Annotated in this window: 16 protein-coding genes and 1 pseudogene; all 17 read left to right on the top strand. The window is 43.8% G+C overall.

The genetic code is table 11. The features are described from left to right. Position 1 precedes the first annotated feature (1 nt). The 17 genes and pseudogenes from NTZ10_02935 to NTZ10_03015 all read left to right on the top strand — a co-directional run bounded on the left by NTZ10_02935 (position 2) and on the right by NTZ10_03015 (position 16,424). Positions 2–763: an aldolase/citrate lyase family protein gene (locus NTZ10_02935; protein ID MCX5749183.1), complete on the top strand. Its 762-nt coding sequence runs from the start codon at positions 2–4 to the stop codon at positions 761–763. A gap of 4 nt (positions 764–767) precedes the next feature. After that, positions 768–1,754 (top strand): class I SAM-dependent methyltransferase, encoded by a 987-nt coding sequence (locus NTZ10_02940; GenBank protein MCX5749184.1) that lies wholly within the window; start codon positions 768–770, stop codon positions 1,752–1,754. Between the two features lie 13 nt (positions 1,755–1,767). Then, complete coding sequence (kdsB, locus tag NTZ10_02945; GenBank protein MCX5749185.1) at positions 1,768–2,544, top strand: 3-deoxy-manno-octulosonate cytidylyltransferase; 777 nt, start codon at positions 1,768–1,770, stop codon at positions 2,542–2,544. Then, entirely contained in the window at positions 2,541–3,527 is a 987-nt protein-coding gene (locus NTZ10_02950; GenBank protein ID MCX5749186.1) for a methyltransferase domain-containing protein, read from the top strand. Before kdsB ends, NTZ10_02950 begins: the two co-directional genes overlap by 4 nt. A 419-nt stretch (positions 3,528–3,946) precedes the next feature. Then, a pseudogene (locus tag NTZ10_02955) lies at positions 3,947–4,078 on the top strand (DapH/DapD/GlmU-related protein). A gap of 29 nt (positions 4,079–4,107) precedes the next feature. Further along, the gene (locus tag NTZ10_02960) at positions 4,108–5,037 is read left to right on the top strand and encodes a phosphoglycerate dehydrogenase (GenBank protein ID MCX5749187.1); all 930 of its coding nucleotides are present in this window, start codon (positions 4,108–4,110) and stop codon (positions 5,035–5,037) included. Further along, positions 5,034–6,026 carry a methyltransferase domain-containing protein gene (locus tag NTZ10_02965; GenBank protein ID MCX5749188.1) on the top strand — a complete coding sequence of 331 codons (993 nt, stop codon included), beginning with the start codon at positions 5,034–5,036 and terminating at the stop codon, positions 6,024–6,026. Before NTZ10_02960 ends, NTZ10_02965 begins: the two co-directional genes overlap by 4 nt. A 33-nt stretch (positions 6,027–6,059) precedes the next feature. Continuing rightward, positions 6,060–6,926, top strand: coding sequence for an NAD(P)-dependent oxidoreductase (locus NTZ10_02970; protein ID MCX5749189.1), 867 nt, complete (start codon positions 6,060–6,062; stop codon positions 6,924–6,926). Next, a complete protein-coding gene (locus NTZ10_02975; GenBank protein ID MCX5749190.1) occupies positions 6,923–7,570 on the top strand; it encodes an HAD-IA family hydrolase in 648 nt (215 codons plus the stop codon). The genes NTZ10_02970 and NTZ10_02975 overlap by 4 nt, the downstream gene beginning before the upstream one ends. Then, positions 7,563–8,216 carry a cyclase family protein gene (locus tag NTZ10_02980; protein MCX5749191.1) on the top strand — a complete coding sequence of 218 codons (654 nt, stop codon included), beginning with the start codon at positions 7,563–7,565 and terminating at the stop codon, positions 8,214–8,216. Before NTZ10_02975 ends, NTZ10_02980 begins: the two co-directional genes overlap by 8 nt. Before the next feature lie 88 nt (positions 8,217–8,304). After that, the gene (sat, locus tag NTZ10_02985) at positions 8,305–9,435 is read left to right on the top strand and encodes a sulfate adenylyltransferase (GenBank protein ID MCX5749192.1); all 1,131 of its coding nucleotides are present in this window, start codon (positions 8,305–8,307) and stop codon (positions 9,433–9,435) included. 9 nt (positions 9,436–9,444) lie between these two features. Continuing rightward, on the top strand, positions 9,445–10,869 hold the full coding sequence (gene pyk / locus NTZ10_02990) for a pyruvate kinase (GenBank protein ID MCX5749193.1): 1,425 nt from the start codon (positions 9,445–9,447) through the stop codon (positions 10,867–10,869). A 4-nt stretch (positions 10,870–10,873) separates the two neighbouring features. Next, a complete protein-coding gene (locus NTZ10_02995; protein ID MCX5749194.1) occupies positions 10,874–12,142 on the top strand; it encodes a cation:proton antiporter in 1,269 nt (422 codons plus the stop codon). Continuing rightward, positions 12,139–13,350 (top strand): CDP-glycerol glycerophosphotransferase family protein, encoded by a 1,212-nt coding sequence (locus NTZ10_03000; GenBank protein MCX5749195.1) that lies wholly within the window; start codon positions 12,139–12,141, stop codon positions 13,348–13,350. The genes NTZ10_02995 and NTZ10_03000 overlap by 4 nt, the downstream gene beginning before the upstream one ends. After that, positions 13,350–14,162 (top strand): class I SAM-dependent methyltransferase, encoded by an 813-nt coding sequence (locus tag NTZ10_03005; GenBank protein ID MCX5749196.1) that lies wholly within the window; start codon positions 13,350–13,352, stop codon positions 14,160–14,162. Before NTZ10_03000 ends, NTZ10_03005 begins: the two co-directional genes overlap by 1 nt. Then, positions 14,162–15,304 (top strand): glycosyltransferase family 1 protein, encoded by a 1,143-nt coding sequence (locus NTZ10_03010; GenBank protein ID MCX5749197.1) that lies wholly within the window; start codon positions 14,162–14,164, stop codon positions 15,302–15,304. Before NTZ10_03005 ends, NTZ10_03010 begins: the two co-directional genes overlap by 1 nt. A gap of 10 nt (positions 15,305–15,314) precedes the next feature. Further along, the gene (locus tag NTZ10_03015) at positions 15,315–16,424 is read left to right on the top strand and encodes a DegT/DnrJ/EryC1/StrS family aminotransferase (protein MCX5749198.1); all 1,110 of its coding nucleotides are present in this window, start codon (positions 15,315–15,317) and stop codon (positions 16,422–16,424) included.

Here is a 16,424-nt window from a genome sequence, read left to right on the forward strand (position 1 = left end):
CATGGAAAATCTGAAGAAGAGGCTTGGCGAAAAAAAACTGACGGTTGGAAGCTGGATCCAAATCCCGGATACATTTACCGCGGAAATAATGGCAAAGTCAGGATTTGATTGGCTGGCGATCGACATGGAACATGGCTTGATAGATATGAAGGACGTTTTCAGGCTGATACAGGTGATTGATCTTGCAGGGTCGGTTCCCCTTGTGCGGCTCAATGTAAATGATGCCAGCACCATTAGGCGTGTGATGGACGCGGGAGCGGCCGGAGTGATCGTTCCTATGGTCAACTCTGCTGATGATGCCCAAAAAGCGGTTGAGGCCGTAAAATATCCCCCCCAAGGCAAGAGGAGCTTCGGTTTGGGCAGGGCGCATGGTTATGGCAGGAAATTTAAGGAATATATCTCGGCGTCAAACTCACGTAGCATTCTAGTGGTCCAGATAGAGCATATAGATGCAGTAAGGAATCTGGATGAAATTTTAGAAATAAAGGGGATTGATGCGGTGATAATCGGTCCGTATGATCTTTCCGGCTCCATGGGTATCCCGGGGAAATTTAATGACACAAAGTTTATAAAAGTAATCGGAGAGATCAGCAAAAAGGTAAAGAGCAAAAAGATCGCGCTGGGATTCCATCTTGTTCAACCAGGCGCAGGAGAGCTCAATAAAAAGATAAAAGAGGGCTTCACTTTTATCGCTTATGGAATGGATACTATATATCTGTCAAACGCCCTGTCAAACGCGGTTAATGATATAAGAAAAGGATAATAGCGTGAAGGAATTTGATCTGATGCGGCCGAAGGGCGCCTACGAGGAGGTGCTTCTCCAAAGAGAGAAAGACGGCTTTGCTTTTTTCTCAAAGTATAAAGACAGTTTTATCGATATAGATTGCCCTGCCTGCGGTGAAAGGGGTGAAAAAGCTTTTGAGAAATACGGTTTTACACATAAGATCTGCGATAAATGCAAGACCCTGTTCTGTTCTCCGAGGCCGAATGACGAGCTGTTAGGTGTTTATTATAATGAATATGAAGCGCCTAAAATGTGGACCAAACTGCTTGTAAAAGCGGATGCAAGCAGAAAGGCTCTCCAGTATGCTCCGCGCGCGGAAAAAATTGTTGATCTTATGAAAAAGCGCGGAAAAAACGGCGGCCTCGCTGTTGACATAGGTGCCGGATCGGGAGCCTTTTCTATAGCACTCAAAAATACCGGTTTCTTTTCAGATGTGATAACGCTTGATTTCTCAAAGGACTGTGTGGCTGAATGCAAAAGATCAGGGTTGAATGCACGCCTTGGCACAGTAACCGATCTTTCTGATTCATCTGCCAACCTCATCTGTATGAACGATCTTTTGGAACATCTGTTTGATCCGCTCACTTTTCTGAAAAAATGCGCGAATGCGCTTCGCCCGAAGGGTGTTGTCTCGATCGCCACGCCCAACGGGCAGGGTTTTGATTTTCAGATACTTAAGGAAAAGACCGGGAATATTACACCGCCGGAACACCTCAATTATTTCAATCCGGCCTCGCTGTCTATGCTGCTTAACAGGGCCGGGTTTGAAACGATATCTGCCGAAACGCCGGGGATACTTGATGTGGACATTATTTTGAACGGAAAAAAGGTCGGCTTTCCCCTCAAGCAAAAAAATGAATATCTTGACAGCCTTATGGTACAGGACGAGAGTATACGAAAAAAATTCCAGAAGTTTTTATCGGAGAACGGCTTGTCCAGCCATATGCTGGTAATGGCAAAGAAAAAATGAAACTGAGATGTAAATGAATATTATAGGAATAATTCCCGCGCGCATGGCGTCCAGCAGATTTCCCGGGAAACCACTGGCAAAGATACTTGGCATCCCGATGATCGGGCACGTGTACTTCAGGAGCAGGATGTGTAAGACGCTCAATGAAGTGTATGTGGCGACGTGCGATAAGGAAGTGTTTGAATATTGCAATTCCATTGGTGCAAAGGCTGTGATGACCAAAGATACGCATGAGAGAGCCTCTGACCGCGCGGCCGAGGCGATGCTGAAGATAGAAAAGGAAACAGGGGAGAAGATCGATATCGTGGTGATGATACAGGGCGACGAGCCGATGCTGTATCCTGACATGATCGACGATGCTGTGAAGCCGCTCATAGACGACAAGAATATCTTTGTCTCCAACCTCATGGCGCCAATGACAAAAGAAGAGCAGGAAGATCCCAATGAGGTCAAGGTGGTATGCGATAACGATAATTTTGCACTATATTTTTCGAGGGAGCCGATCCCTTCCTGGAAAAAAGGGGCAAAAGAAGTTCCGATGTTCAAACAGGTCTGCATAATCCCTTTCAGGAGGGATTTTCTTCTGAAATTCAACGAGCTTGTGCCAACTCCTCTTGAGATAGTGGAATCGGTGGATATGCTTAGGGTGCTGGAGCATGGTTATAAGGTAAAAATGATCAGGAATGACAGGCAGACATACAGCGTTGACACGCAACAGGACTTAAAAGATGTCGAGGAAGCGATGCGCCCTGACAGCCTGATAAAAAAATACAAAGGGCAGGGCAAATGAAAGAAGAAGAGATCAGAAAGCGCGACGTATTTAACAAGTATCTTGAGCTGGTAAAGGAAGATATCGATACGATCTTCAAAGACAAGGGCGCGTTCATAGACGCGGCTTGTCCGGCCTGCGGCTCGGACGAGAACACCTTTCAATTTGAAAAATCCGGGTTTAAATACGTGCTTTGCAATAAATGCGGCACTTTGTTCGCCAACCCGAGGCCTACGCTGAAGGCGCTCACGGATTTCTACTCGTCTTCAAAGTCCGGGGATTTCTGGGTAAAAGAGTTCTTTCTTCCAGTGGCGGAAGTGCGCAGGGAAAAATTATTCAAACCCAGGGCAGAACTTGTCAGCGGCAGGTTACAAGAGCCGGAAGGTTTTGTCGGGGATGTCGGGGCGGGTTTCGGTATCTTTCTTGAGGAACTTGGCAAGGTCTGGAAGAAAGCAAAAATGGCGGCTATCGAGCCTTCTATAGAAATGTCGGACATATGCACTAAAAAAGGCTTTACCGTGATACGCAATGCGGTAGAGGATGTCACGGGATGGGACGGCAAATTCTCGGTCTTAACTGCATTTGAGCTGTTTGAGCACCTGCAGGACCCGGGTTCTTTTCTTGAAAAGATACACTCTCTTCTGTCCAAAGGCGGGCACCTGCTTCTTTCGACGCTGAATGGGGAGGGTTTTGACATTCAGATACTGTGGGAGCGCTCAAAGAGCGTCTCTCCCCCGCACCATCTCAACTTTTTCAACCCCGATTCAATGCGAATATTACTTGAAAAAAAAGGGTTTGCCGTTGAATCTATAACCACTCCAGGAAAACTGGACTGGGATATTGTTGAGGGAGCTTACCGGAAAGAAGGGCAGGATCCCGGAAGATTGTGGAAGCTTTTATCTCAAAAAGGCAATGAGCAGGCAAAAGAAAAACTCCAGGAATGGATAACAAAAAATAATTTTAGCTCCCACATGATGGCGATCGCTCGCAAAGGAAATCAATGAAGATTATTTTTCAAATGTTTATTGAAGAGATCCTTGATGTTGTGCGTTTGTTGCTGCGCAATTATCCCGGCAGGATCGGGTATAAGTTAAGGCGGGAATACTGGAAAAGAGCCTTTCTGCATTGCGGATCAAAATTCAATATTGATATTGAAGGCATTATTTCCGGATCAAAAAATATTATTTTGAAGGATCACGTGACATTTAGCACAAGAGTCACTATAGATGCAAATCAAGCGAAACTAACAATCGGAAACAGATTTAGTTGCAGCAATAATGTGTTTATGGGTGCTACTGGAGGAGAGATGATCATAGGAAATGATGTAATGATCGGCCCAAATGTGGTTCTGCGGGCATCAAATCATGTTTTTAACAGGACAGATATTCCCATGAGAGATCAGGGGCATTCGTTCGGCAAAATAATTATCGAGGACGATGTTTGGATAGGAGCCAACGCGGTCATTTTGCCGAATGTGACGATTGGTAAAGGTGCTATCATCGCGGCCGGCGCCGTAGTGACGAAGGATGTACCCCCGTATAGTATCGTTGCAGGTGTGCCGGCAAAAACGATAAAGAGCAGAAAATGAAAGTATTTATATCAACAACAACTTTCGCGGAGTATGAAGATCAGCCGCTTAAAATGTTAAAGGACCACGGTATGGAATTCCAGGTGAATCCGCTGCGCAAGAAGCTCTCTGGTGAAGAGCTGATATCTCTTGCTAAGGACGCGCAGGGTCTTATAGCGGGTACTGAAGTCCTGACAGCGGAAGTGCTGAAGGAATTAAAAAGCTTAAAAGTGATCTCCCGCTGCGGTGCGGGACTTGATAATGTGGATCTAAAAGCCGCCAAAGGCCTCAATATCATGGTCTTTAATACGCCTGACGCGCCGACAGATGCAGTTGCTGAATTGACGCTGGGTCTCATGCTCGATTGCCTGCGCAAGATATCAGGAGCTGACAGGCAGATCAGGCATGGCAAATGGAATAAACCGATGGGAAATCTTTTAAAAGGCAAAAATGTCGGGATCATCGGATATGGAAGGATAGGAAAAGCGGTTGGACGCCTGGCAGAGGCCTTTGGCGCGAATGTTTCGGCATATGATGTTGCAAAAGATCCTGACGGCAAAAAATATCTTTCTTTTGATCAGTTGATCGCCGGTTCAGACATTATAAGTCTGCATGTCCCCGGCAGTAAAACAGGCCATTTGATACATGCAAAAGCTGTTTCAAATATGAAAAACGGCGCGTTTTTGATCAATGCTTCAAGGGGCGGTCTTGTGGACGAGGAGGCTCTTTATGAGGCTTTAAAGTCGGGAAAACTGGCGGGAGCAGGCATAGACACTTTTGAAAAGGAACCGTATCAAGGAAAACTCATTGAATTGGATAATGCGGTATTGACTTCTCACATAGGATCTTACGCGAAGGAGTCCAGGATAAATATGGAACAACAAGCGGTCGAAAATCTTATTCGTGGACTTGAGGAAGCTACTGCTAACGGGAGGAGCAATAAATGATGACTGAAAAAGAATGTTATCAATTGTTCAAGAAATATGCAGAAAATTATAAGCCTTTTCAGTTTGATACTGCTAGAAATGATTTTCGTGCTGAATACAAAGGTAAAAATAATCTAATCATTTCGTTCTATAGATATTTCAAAGTATTTTATGAGGTCTCTAAAATATGGGGGAAAAACAAATCAAAAGTCGTTGATTTTGGGGTTTTCCCCGGAGTTGTTCCGAAAATATTCCGAGATCTCTTTTTGAATGATAATTTTGACTATATCGGAGTTGGATTGGGTTTTACCGATGATTTTATTAAGGAGATGGAGAAATTAAAAATAAAGTTACATGAAACTGAGTTGGACCCATCTTATTTTATGCCTAAAAAAGTCAATCAACTGGATTGTTCTGACGCAGATATAGTTCTTTTTTTGGATGTTATAGAACATCTGGCTAATCCCACCAATGCGCTTGACGTTGCCAATCACTCCCTAAAAAAAGGCGGATGGCTTATTCTGACGACTGACAATATAACTAATGCGAATAATGCGATCCTAATGTTGCTCGGGAAAACGCCATTGCCGCATCCGTTGTTAACAAACATGTATTTCATCGGAGATTGGCGCCCCCATTTCAGAGAATATTCTAAAGAAGATTTGATGTGGCTGTTACGGAACAGCGGTTTTGAAATTGAAAAACACGAGTATTTTGACAGAAAACAAGGCGAATATTATTTAAACAATGGAAGGATAGAAAGACAACGCCAATCTGTTGATAACAGCAAAATAGACAGAAGGCTAAAAATTAAAATCATAAGGAACATTAAAAAAGCAGTAATGGCTTTGTTGAAAATTGCATTTTCTTTCTCCCCTCATTTCCGCTCTCATCAAATTATTGTGGCCAGAAAGGTATTTGAAACAGGGGAAATGAAAAAGAAAAGGCCGGAAATGCAAACTTCGACCGAGGGATGGAATGCTGTCAGGCAAAAATATTTGGGTTATTAACCAAGAAAATTATATAGAACTGGAGGAAATAATATGAAAATCATAGTATTCGGGGGCGCGGGTTTTTTGGGCAGCCACGTGGCGGACGCGCTGACAGAAAAAGGGCACAAAGTCACGGTATTTGACCTGATAAAGTCGCCTTATCTAAAAGAAGGCCAAAACAGCATCATAGGTGATGTCACTGATCCTGAATGCGTCAGCAAGGCGGTGGCGGGACAGGAGATCGTATATAACTTCGCGGGAATAGCGGACATGGACGCGGCAAAAATAAAACCGCTTGAAACAGTAAAGAATAACATATACGGAAACACCGTGCTTCTCGAGGCCTGCAGGAAATCAAAGGTCAAGAGGTTTGTCTTTGCCAGTACTCTTTATGTTTACAGCAAGGCGGGTTCTTTTTACAGGAGCAGCAAGCAGGCGAACGAGCTTTTGATAGAGAACTACCACGATATCTATGGCCTCGATTTTACGATACTGAGATACGGATCGCTATACGGGCCAAGAGCGGATGAAAACAACTGGATACACAGGGTGGTAAATCAGGCGCTGAAAGAAAATAAGATCACCAGGCACGGCGACGGTGAGGAACTGCGCGAGTACATCCACGTGCTGGATGCTGCCAGGCTGAGCGCGGACATACTGTCAGATGATTACAATAACCAGTACGTGATAATAGCCGGCCACCAGCAGATGAAGATAAAAGACCTTATGGTGATGATAAGGGAAATACTGAATAACAAGATAAAGCTCGAATACCTACCCGTCGATTCAACCGAGCACTACGAAATCACTCCGTATGTCTTCAGCCCGAAGATAGCAAAACGTATACAGAGCAATAATTATATTGATCTGGGTCAGGGGATACTTGATCTCATCACAAGGATATATGCCGCAAAATGACAAGAACCAAGGCCATAATATTTGATTTTGACGGGGTGATCGTTGAATCAATGGATATAAAAGCCGATGGATTCGCTTTTCTATTTAAGGATTATCCTGATAAGACAGATAAGATCGTTAGATTTCACCTTGACCATGGGGGGATGGGGAGGATGGAAAAGTTCGAACGGATATATAGAGATTTCCTGGGTCAAAATATTACAGAAACAGAAAAGGTGATCTTAAGCAAAAAACTCACAGAATTCGCATATGAAAAAGTCGTGAAATGTCCGTTTGTCGCAGGGGCGAAGGAATTTCTTGAAAAACACAAAGATGACTTTCTCATGTTTGTCGTGTCCGGAACACCCGATAGTGAGATTAAGAAAATTGCAGGAAAAAGGAAACTTTCCGGATATTTCAAGGAAGTGCTGGGATCACCCAAGAAAAAGACCGAGCTTAACGGGTATATTCTTAAAAAATATGATCTAAAGCCTGAGGAAACTGTTTTTATCGGGGATTCGATCGACGATTATATCGGGGTAAAAGACCTGGGGATAAGGTTTATAGGTAGGATCGACAAAGAAGATCCGTTCAAGGGTCTTGAGATCGAAAGCAGGATAAAAGATCTTTCTGAACTTGAAAGCATGGTGGGTAAAAATGTATAGATTGCTGTCGTATCCTTTAAATGAAAAGACCCCCATGTATGGCGATACAAGGCCTGTAATGATCGAGCCATGCAAGCAGATCAGCAGGGGTGATGATTGTGATACGGCTTACGTTACTTTTTCAAACCACAGCGGAACACACATCGATGCCCCAAAGCATTTCCATGCCAAGGGCAGGTCTTTAAGCCAGTTTGGTGCAGAGGAATTTATTTTTGAAAGACCGCGCATGATGGATTGTCCGAAAAATGAAGACAAACTGGTCATGCCGGATGACATAAAGGACTCGGCCGGCTGTGACCTGCTGCTGATAAGGACCGGATTTTTTAAATTCAGGGGAAGCGAAAAATATCGGTTGAACAATCCGGGAATTTCAGCAGATGCAGCCCTGTGGATCAGGGAAAAATGTCCCGGTATCCGCGCCGTCGGTATCGATACGATATCGATAACTGCTTTTCAAAAAAGGCCGGAAGGAAAGCGAGCGCACCATACTTTCCTTGATCCTGATGCAAAAACCGGCAAACCTGTGCTCCTGATAGAAGATATGGATTTGAGCGGCGATCTTGCCGGCCTTAAAAAGGTATTCACGGTACCACTTTATTTTGAAGGTGTTGACAGCATGCCGTGCACGGTCATAGGGGAATTTTGATTACGGCAATCAGAAAGAAGGTAATTAGCACTGCTTTACTGATGAGACAAGGTATTATCAAGAAAGGAGTTTTTGAAATCAGAAAATAATGAACAAACCTTACGGAGGAAAACTGATCGACAGATACGACCTCCCGGTGAAAACCCCGGCATATGATCATGAGGTCACTGTGTCTGATGTTGTGGTGTCTGACCTGTATAATATCGCGGACGGTGTTTTCAGCCCGCTTGAAGGGTTTATGACGGCTAAAGAATTTAACAGTGTAGTAATGAAGGGTGTTTTTCGCGATCTTCCATGGACGATACCAATACTTATTGATGTTGACAAGGCGGAAGCCATTGCGGCAGGAAGATCAAAACTGGTAGGAATTCGAAATAAAGAAGGCAAACTATTTGCGTCAGTTGAGGTCGAGGATGTCTATGCGCACAATAAAGAACTTCATGCAGAAAAAGTCTTCGGAACAAATGACAAAAAACACCCCGGGGTAAACTTTGTCCATAACATGAAAGAGTACCTGATCGGCGGAAAGATACTTGTCCACAAGAGGGCCCGACATTTTGGCAGTTATATGTCTCCGAGACAGACGAGAACGATGTTCGAAAAACTCGATCTTAAAACCATTGCGGGTTTTCAGACAAGAAATGTACTTCACAGAGCCCACGAATATCTCCAGAGATGCGCTCTGGAGCTGGTGGACGGCCTTTTTCTTCAGCCGATAGTAGGGTGGAAAAAACCGGGCGATTTTACCGCGGAAGCCGTAATAAAAGCCTACAGAGAATTCATAAAAGATTATTATCCGAGAAAGCGCATCGTTCTTGGCACTTTAAAGACAGCAATGCGCTATGCCGGACCTAAAGAAGCTGTGTTTCACGCGATCATAAGAAAAAACTTCGGCTGTACCCATTTTATCGTCGGCCGGGATCACGCGGGTGTTGGAGGGTACTACGGCAAATACGAGGCGCACGATATATTCGACAGGATAAGGGATCTTGGGATCACAATCTTGAGGTTCAAAGAGCCTCTTTACTGCAGTAAATGTGACCTTATAGTCACAGAAAAGACCTGCGGCCATAATAAAAAATATCACCAGGAAATAAGCGGGACTCTCGTAAGAAGCATCATCAAGAAGGGGGATCAGCCGAAGCACAAGATCTTCAGGCCTGAGGTTTACGACGTCCTGGTAAGAGAATTTAAGGCGCATCACCTTTTTTATGAATAGGAGCAAATAATGGATAAGACAAAGATAGTCTGCACTATTGGCCCGGCTTCGTGTGACAGGAAAACACTGGAAAAACTTGCGAAAGCCGGGATGAATGTTGCCAGACTGAACGGCTCTCATAACACTCTTGATTGGCATGAAAAATCAATTAAACTTATAAGATCGGTCGACAAGAACATCCCGATCCTTCTGGATTTGCCGGGAAGAAAAATCAGGACTGCTAAATTTAAGCATACCTACAAGCTTAAAAATGGAAAGACAATAATATTTACTTCGGTAAAAGGGTATAAAAGTTCCGATAAAGTGGCTGTAAATTACAGCGGTCTGCACAGGGACCTTAAGAGAGGGAATATTATCCTAGCCGATGACGGGACGTTGAAATTCAGGGTTGTCGAGGTAAAAGGCACGAACGTGTTCTGCAGGATACTCACCGACGGGGAACTCAAAGGCGGCAAGGGGTTGAATGTCCCGTACGTCAAGGTCAATACGCCTCTTATAACTGAAGATGATAAAAGACTCATTAAGTTCGCGATAAAGAACAAAGTTGATTGGGTGGGGCTGTCGTTTGTCGAAAACGGCGAACATGTAAGAAAAGTGAAAAAACTTCTGGGAAACAGCGGAATAGGGGTGATAGCAAAGACAGAGAACAAGTTCGGCATAGACAATATAGAAAGTATCCTGAAAGAATCGGACGGGATCCTAATAGACCGAGGAGACCTGGGTGCCGAGACTTCTATTGCCAATATAGGGGTGATCCAGAAGAAAGCGATCATAGCGGCGAACAGCAGCGGCAGGCCGGTCATAGTAGCGACGGAGATGCTCCATTCCATGATAGAAAAACGACAGCCCACAAAAGCAGAGGTTACGGACATAACGAATTCTATAATGGACGGCGCCTCGGCAATAATGTTGTCCGGGGAGACAGCCGTGGGGATAGACCCGGTCAATACGGTAAAGGTCATGCGCTCCGTGGCGGACGAAGCAGAAAAATACTTTTCAAGATCCGCAGTCATAGATTCATCGATGACCCAAAAGACAATACCCAGCGCAATAGGTAAAAGTATATATGAGATATCAAAAGAGATGCCGATAGACAAGGTTGTCTGTATAACCTTGTCGGGTTATGCCGCAAGGATGATAAGCAGGTACAAGCTTGACCAGATGATACTGGCGGTAACGGACAAGATCGAAAAGGCAAGAAAATTCAATCTTTTGTGGGGAGTAACGGGCATTTGCCTCGGCATTAATTTTGTCAGCAAGGATTATTCGCATATCATCGAGAGCGCAAAACAGCTTTGGAAAGAGGGTTTCCTGAAAAAAGATGACCTGGTAGTGTTTACCGCGGTCATACTACCTTATAGGAATGCAAAGATGAACTATCTCCAGATACATAAGATGAGCGATCTGATCGCGCTGTTCAAGTGGGGCAATTGATCTCATGCCTATTCCAGTAATATCAACGCTTACAAACCATGAGCTGACGAGGTTCTTTTTCGCCATCGTGCTTTTGTTGAGCTTCGCAAATATTTTCGGTTATATTTTCCATAAGTTCAAAATGCCCAGGGTGATCGGTGAAATCTTCGGGGGAATAGTCCTCGGACCGTCTATTATGGGTGCTGTTTTTCCGGGTTTCTTTACAGTAATATTTGATGCTTTTCCTTCGGAAGGGAAGCTTCTATCGGTCATGTACTGGTTCGGTCTTGTGCTGTTGATGTTCGTCTCCGGTTATGAGATACCCAGGGTATTTGAGAAAAAGGACAGGAACCTGATATCCGCCATACTTATCGGTTCCACTGTCATCCCGTTCACCGCAGGGTGGCTGTTCACATATGCTGCTGATATGCCATCACTCATGGGTTACGCTCAGAACGCTTTGGCTTTCAGGATAGTGATGGGGATAGCGGTAGCCGTGACGTCCATCCCGGTCATATCGAAGATCTTTCTGGACCTTGACATAATAAAGACCGGATTTGCAAAGATAGTGCTGACCGCTTCTACCGCGCATGATCTGATATTGTGGATAGCCCTTGCCGTGGCAACCGGACTTGTGAGTTCAAAAGATCTATCGGTATCAGGAATAGCCATGACAGTAGCCGTTACGCTGGTGTTCTTTGTCCTCGGAGCCGCCTTTGTCCCGAGGATCGTAGCCGCGGGCAACAAGATGAGGGCTAACCTGCTGATAAAATCATCGGTGTTCGGTTATACGCTGTTCATCTGCTTCCTTTTTTCAGCGATAGCAAGCCTTCTCAACGTCAATATAGTCTTTGGTGCGTTCCTGGCAGGCATCATAATTGGGACAGTTCCGGGAGACGAGTTTGAAAATGCGAGGAAAAGCATAAAGGAGAACGCTCTTTCGTTCTTTGTGCCCGTGTATTTTGCCATAGTCGGCATCAGGCTTAATTTCATCAGCCAGTTCGATCCCAAGTTCTTTATCTTGTTCATGCTGGTGGCGCTGGCAGCGCAGGCAGTCGGTACCTTGCTGGCTACGGCAGTGATGAGAAAAGATATCTTCACGGGATTCAATTATGCTGTTGCGATGAACACCAGGGGAGGTCCCGGGATAGTCCTGGCTTCCGTCGCGTATGAACTGGGCATCATAAACGGTTCCTTCTTCACTTCGATAGTGACGCTTTCCGTTTTGACCGCGCTGCTTGCAGGAGTATGGTTCAAGTATGTTCTTTCAAAAGGATGGGAGCTTGCTTCATGAGCAAAATAAAAACAATATTAAGTCTCATTTTTTATACCATGGTCTGCATGGTCATGTTTTTAGCCTATTTTCTGTTAGGATTGGTCCCACGCAGAAAAGATATAGTGGTGTTCGGGAGCTGGGAAGGCAAAAAGTTTTGTGACAACGCGAAATATCTTTTCTTATACATAGCAAAGAACTGTAAGGAATATAGACCTGTATGGATTAGCCGCAATAATAAGATCATCTCAGACCTGAGGGCGCAGGGTTTTGAGGCGTTCCATGCAAGAAGCCTGAAAGGATCCTGGTTCTGCTGGCGTGCGAAGTTCATATTTATTACACACAGCCTGACGTATGATGTAAATCCTGTGGTGACACGGGGAGCTGTGATATTAGACCTTTTTCATGCTACATTGCCCATTAAAAAAATGGGCTACGATGTGACACAGGAATGTCCCCTGTTAAAAAGAGCAATTAATTTCTTGTCAACGCCTTTTGAATATATAAAAGCCGATTACGCATTCAGCCCGTCTAAGAACATATCTCCAATCCTGAGCACCGCATTGCGGGTGAAAACGGCTAATATCAAAGTAACGGGATTGCCGAGAAGCGATTATATGCTGCAAGTCAATGATCAGGAATCAAATAAAGACTATTACAAAATATTTAAAGGCAGAAAGTTTAAGAATATGATCTATTACATTCCGACTTTTAGGAGCCGAAAGGAGTTCGATTTATTTCATTACGGCTTTAGTGAGGCCCAAATAAATGATCTTCTGGAAAAAACAGACAGCGTTCTTCTGATACGTTTCCATCCTTTTGATTCTGACAAGTACAAGGATATAGCGCAAAATAAAGAAAGAATATTCTTTGATAATACCGATGACCTGTATCCCCTTCTCAAAAAAGCGGATATACTGATCACAGACTATTCCAGCATTTGCTTTGATTACCTGCTTATGGATAAACCCATAGTCTTTGCAAATTTCGATTATGCCGATTATCTAAAAGAGCGGCCGTTATATTGCGACTATGCGAAAATCACACCCGGAGTAAAAGCAGAAAATTGGCCGGATTTAGTTAAAAGCCTGGAATTAATTTTGATTTCCGGCCAAGATCAATTTATTAAGGAGCGTGAAATAATGAAACAATATGTGTATGACTATCTTGATCAAAATGCATGCGCCAGGATCGCACGATTTTTTAGAAGCTTACAAGGGGAACAATAATGATCACATCCTTATATTCAGATGCACATCTCAAGGAGGCAAAGGAGCTGTTCCCTGATAAGGTCGGTGATCCCAACTGGCTTAATTCGCAGTGGACGACAGAGGAAATAAATATGTGCAAAGAACTCTCCTTGCACAAAACTATTTATGCAATGAATATGAATGAATATGAACAGTATATGGGGATAGATCCTCCATCCATGCGACAACAAGCCATAGCCGAAATCATTACCAAAAACTTTCCAAATAAAAACATAAAAGTACTGTCTATCGGATGCGGTTATGGTGATAAAGAGCTGTATCTGGCAAGGAAGGGCTATGCAGTTACTGCCTTCGACGTTTCGCCGGTCATGGACTTTTTGCGTGAAAGATATTCCGGTGAGGTGGATTTTACCACTTCTCTTGATGCCAGAAACATGCCATTTGTCCCGGAGAGCTTTGATCTGGTCTTAGTGCTGAATATGATTTATGCCATCCCAAATGAGGATTTGCCCGGATTATTTTCTAATATTAATATGATCATAAAGAAAGGCGGGGGGTTTATTCTTAGCTCGTCAGCAACAATTGGATTTAGAGAAAAGATAAAAATATTGGCGAAAAAACTATTCGGGAAAAAAGCTTCTTCTCGAAAACCCGACGGGTGGAAACAGACCGGTTGGAAGAGGGATCGCCGGGAAATGGAACGATATTTGCCTTTCAATGATTTCAAACAAATCCGATATGACGGCTCTGTCTGTCGCGATCTGAGTGCTAAGAGAGTGTTCTCAAAAGACCCATATTATGACTTTTGGGTAGCGAAAGGGAAGAAGTAGTGCCTATAAAAGTATTCTATGACGGCTATTATTTTTCCAGGGAAACGTACGGCGGCATATCAAGAATGTGGGAGAATATACTTTCAGGTCTTCTCTCGGAAGATTCTTTTGAATGTGTTATTCTCTCTGACAACCCGTGTAATGAAGCGTTTAAAAAAATATCCGCAAAAGGCAAAGGAAAAAATAATCTGAGGCACATCTTTCAGCCGGTCTTAAGACCCCGCAGAATATTTGATAATATCCGGTTGCGCGGCCTCATACTTGATCTGGCTGCGTTAAGAAACGGCATCTTCCGCGACTATATTTTCCATTCAACGCTTAACACTCTGCCGATGTTCACTTTTAAGAACAGGATAGTTACTACTGTGCATGATCTCAATTTTCAGCTTTTCCCGGAGTTGTTGGGAGGCTCTGCAGGGCATAAGAACTTTGTCCTTTCGGATAAATTGACAATAGAAAGGTCAAAAAAGCTTATTGCAGTGTCGCAAACCACAAAGAGCGATATTTTAAAACTGTTTAAAGGCGTTGATCCGGATAAGATCGATGTGATATACCACGGTTTAAACAGCAAATATCTCGATCAGGAGATCATCGGCAATAAAACCGATATAAAATATTTTCTTTTTGTCGGCGGCAGGAACCTGTACAAAAATTATCCTTTGCTGCTTAGAACATTTGGGAAGCTCTATAAAAAATATAACGGCATTAAACTTATTACTGTCGGTCCTGATACCGGAAATAAAGACAAGCAGCTTGAAGAAGGAATAATAAGAGAAAACAAGCTTGAAGATGCTGTTGTTGACAAAGGATATCTTTCGGATGAAGAGCTGATACGTCTTTACAAGGGTGCTACCGCCCTTGTTTTTCCGAGCCTGTACGAAGGCTTTGGCTTTCCTCTGCTGGAAGCTATGTCCTGTGGTTGTCCGGTCATTGCTTCTGATATCCCTGTTTTTAGGGAAATTGGGAAAGATAATGTTGAATATTTTGATCCGAAAAGTCCGGACGAACTGTTCAGGAAAATGGAAAACCGCCTGGCGGCATTTGCCGAGCCTTCCAGGATAAAGAATGCACACGCTTACGCGAACACTTTCAGATGGGAAACGGCTGTCAAAAAGACGATGGAAGTTTACAAAAAGATCTAGGAGGGAAACCATGATACCTGTATCAAGGCCGTCGATAGGCGAAGAAGAACTAAGGGCTGTTAAGGAGATCTTTGACAGCGGCTGGCTTGGAATGGGTTCAAAAGTAAAAGAATTTGAGGATAAGGTCCTGGAGTATTTAGGTGCAAAGGGCAGAGGCATTGTGGCGGTGAATACAGGGACATCCGCTCTTCATCTTGCGGTTGACTCGCTCGGGATAACCAAAGGCGATGAAGTGATAGTGCCTTCTCTGACGTTTGTAGCCTCACTGCAGGCAATATCGGCGACAGGAGCTGTTCCCGTATTTTGTGATATTGAAGCCGGTACTCTGAACATCAATATTGACGATGCCGCCTCAAAGATCACCAAAAATACAAAGGCGGTAATGGCTGTCCATTACAGGGGGGAAGCTTTTGATATGGACAGGCTATTGGAGATAACCAAAAAGAACGGCTTGTCCCTGATCGAAGACGCGGCGCACGCGTTTGGTTCGTCTTACAAAGGGAAAAAGATAGGTTCTATAGGAGACATCACCTGTTTTAGTTTTGATCCTATTAAAAACATTACCTGCGGGGAAGGCGGGGCAGTATTGGCCTCTGATGCGAAACTGATCGAGCTTATGCAGCAAAAAAGGATATTGGGAATTGACAAAGATACCTGGAGCAGATACCGCAACGAAAGAAACTGGTTCTACGACGTGGTGACCCAAGGTTATAGGTACCACATGAGCAATATAAACGCGGCCATAGGAATGGAACAGCTAAAAAAAATAGACAAGTTTATTAAAAGAAAGAAAGAAATTGCCTCGCGGTATGACAAGGAATTGTCGGGCGTTAAAGGGCTCGAAATAATCAAGACCAATTACAAAGAAACGGCGTTGTTTACATATATCATAAAGGTAAAGAAGAACCGCGACGAACTTATGGACCATTTAAAAAAAGACGGCATCGGTTCCGGGATACACTATATTCCGAGTCATCATTTTACTTACTACAAAAAATACCGATCGGACCTTCCGGCCACTGATGAAGTATATAAACAGATCTTGACCTTGCCTCTTTATTACGACATGAAAGACGAGGATGTCTCAGAAGTGATCAGCTCGGTAAGATCTTTTTTTTGA

Source organism: Candidatus Saganbacteria bacterium, from assembly GCA_026387835.1.
Lineage (GTDB): Bacteria > Margulisbacteria > WOR-1 > JAKLHX01 > JAKLHX01 > JAPLKZ01.

Excerpts from the sequence above, each read along its gene's own strand:
- NTZ10_02935 (MCX5749183.1), top strand. The coding sequence starts at position 2 with ATGGAAAATCTGAAGAAGAGGCTTGGCGAAAAAAAACTGACGGTTGGA.
- kdsB (MCX5749185.1), top strand. The coding sequence starts at position 1,768 with ATGAATATTATAGGAATAATTCCCGCGCGCATGGCGTCCAGCAGATTT.
- NTZ10_02950 (MCX5749186.1), top strand. The coding sequence starts at position 2,541 with ATGAAAGAAGAAGAGATCAGAAAGCGCGACGTATTTAACAAGTATCTT.
- NTZ10_02960 (MCX5749187.1), top strand. The coding sequence starts at position 4,108 with ATGAAAGTATTTATATCAACAACAACTTTCGCGGAGTATGAAGATCAG.
- NTZ10_02965 (MCX5749188.1), top strand. The coding sequence starts at position 5,034 with ATGATGACTGAAAAAGAATGTTATCAATTGTTCAAGAAATATGCAGAA.
- NTZ10_02970 (MCX5749189.1), top strand. The coding sequence starts at position 6,060 with ATGAAAATCATAGTATTCGGGGGCGCGGGTTTTTTGGGCAGCCACGTG.
- NTZ10_02975 (MCX5749190.1), top strand. The coding sequence starts at position 6,923 with ATGACAAGAACCAAGGCCATAATATTTGATTTTGACGGGGTGATCGTT.
- NTZ10_02980 (MCX5749191.1), top strand. The coding sequence starts at position 7,563 with ATGTATAGATTGCTGTCGTATCCTTTAAATGAAAAGACCCCCATGTAT.
- sat (MCX5749192.1), top strand. The coding sequence starts at position 8,305 with ATGAACAAACCTTACGGAGGAAAACTGATCGACAGATACGACCTCCCG.
- pyk (MCX5749193.1), top strand. The coding sequence starts at position 9,445 with ATGGATAAGACAAAGATAGTCTGCACTATTGGCCCGGCTTCGTGTGAC.
- NTZ10_02995 (MCX5749194.1), top strand. The coding sequence starts at position 10,874 with ATGCCTATTCCAGTAATATCAACGCTTACAAACCATGAGCTGACGAGG.
- NTZ10_03000 (MCX5749195.1), top strand. The coding sequence starts at position 12,139 with ATGAGCAAAATAAAAACAATATTAAGTCTCATTTTTTATACCATGGTC.
- NTZ10_03005 (MCX5749196.1), top strand. The coding sequence starts at position 13,350 with ATGATCACATCCTTATATTCAGATGCACATCTCAAGGAGGCAAAGGAG.
- NTZ10_03015 (MCX5749198.1), top strand. The coding sequence starts at position 15,315 with ATGATACCTGTATCAAGGCCGTCGATAGGCGAAGAAGAACTAAGGGCT.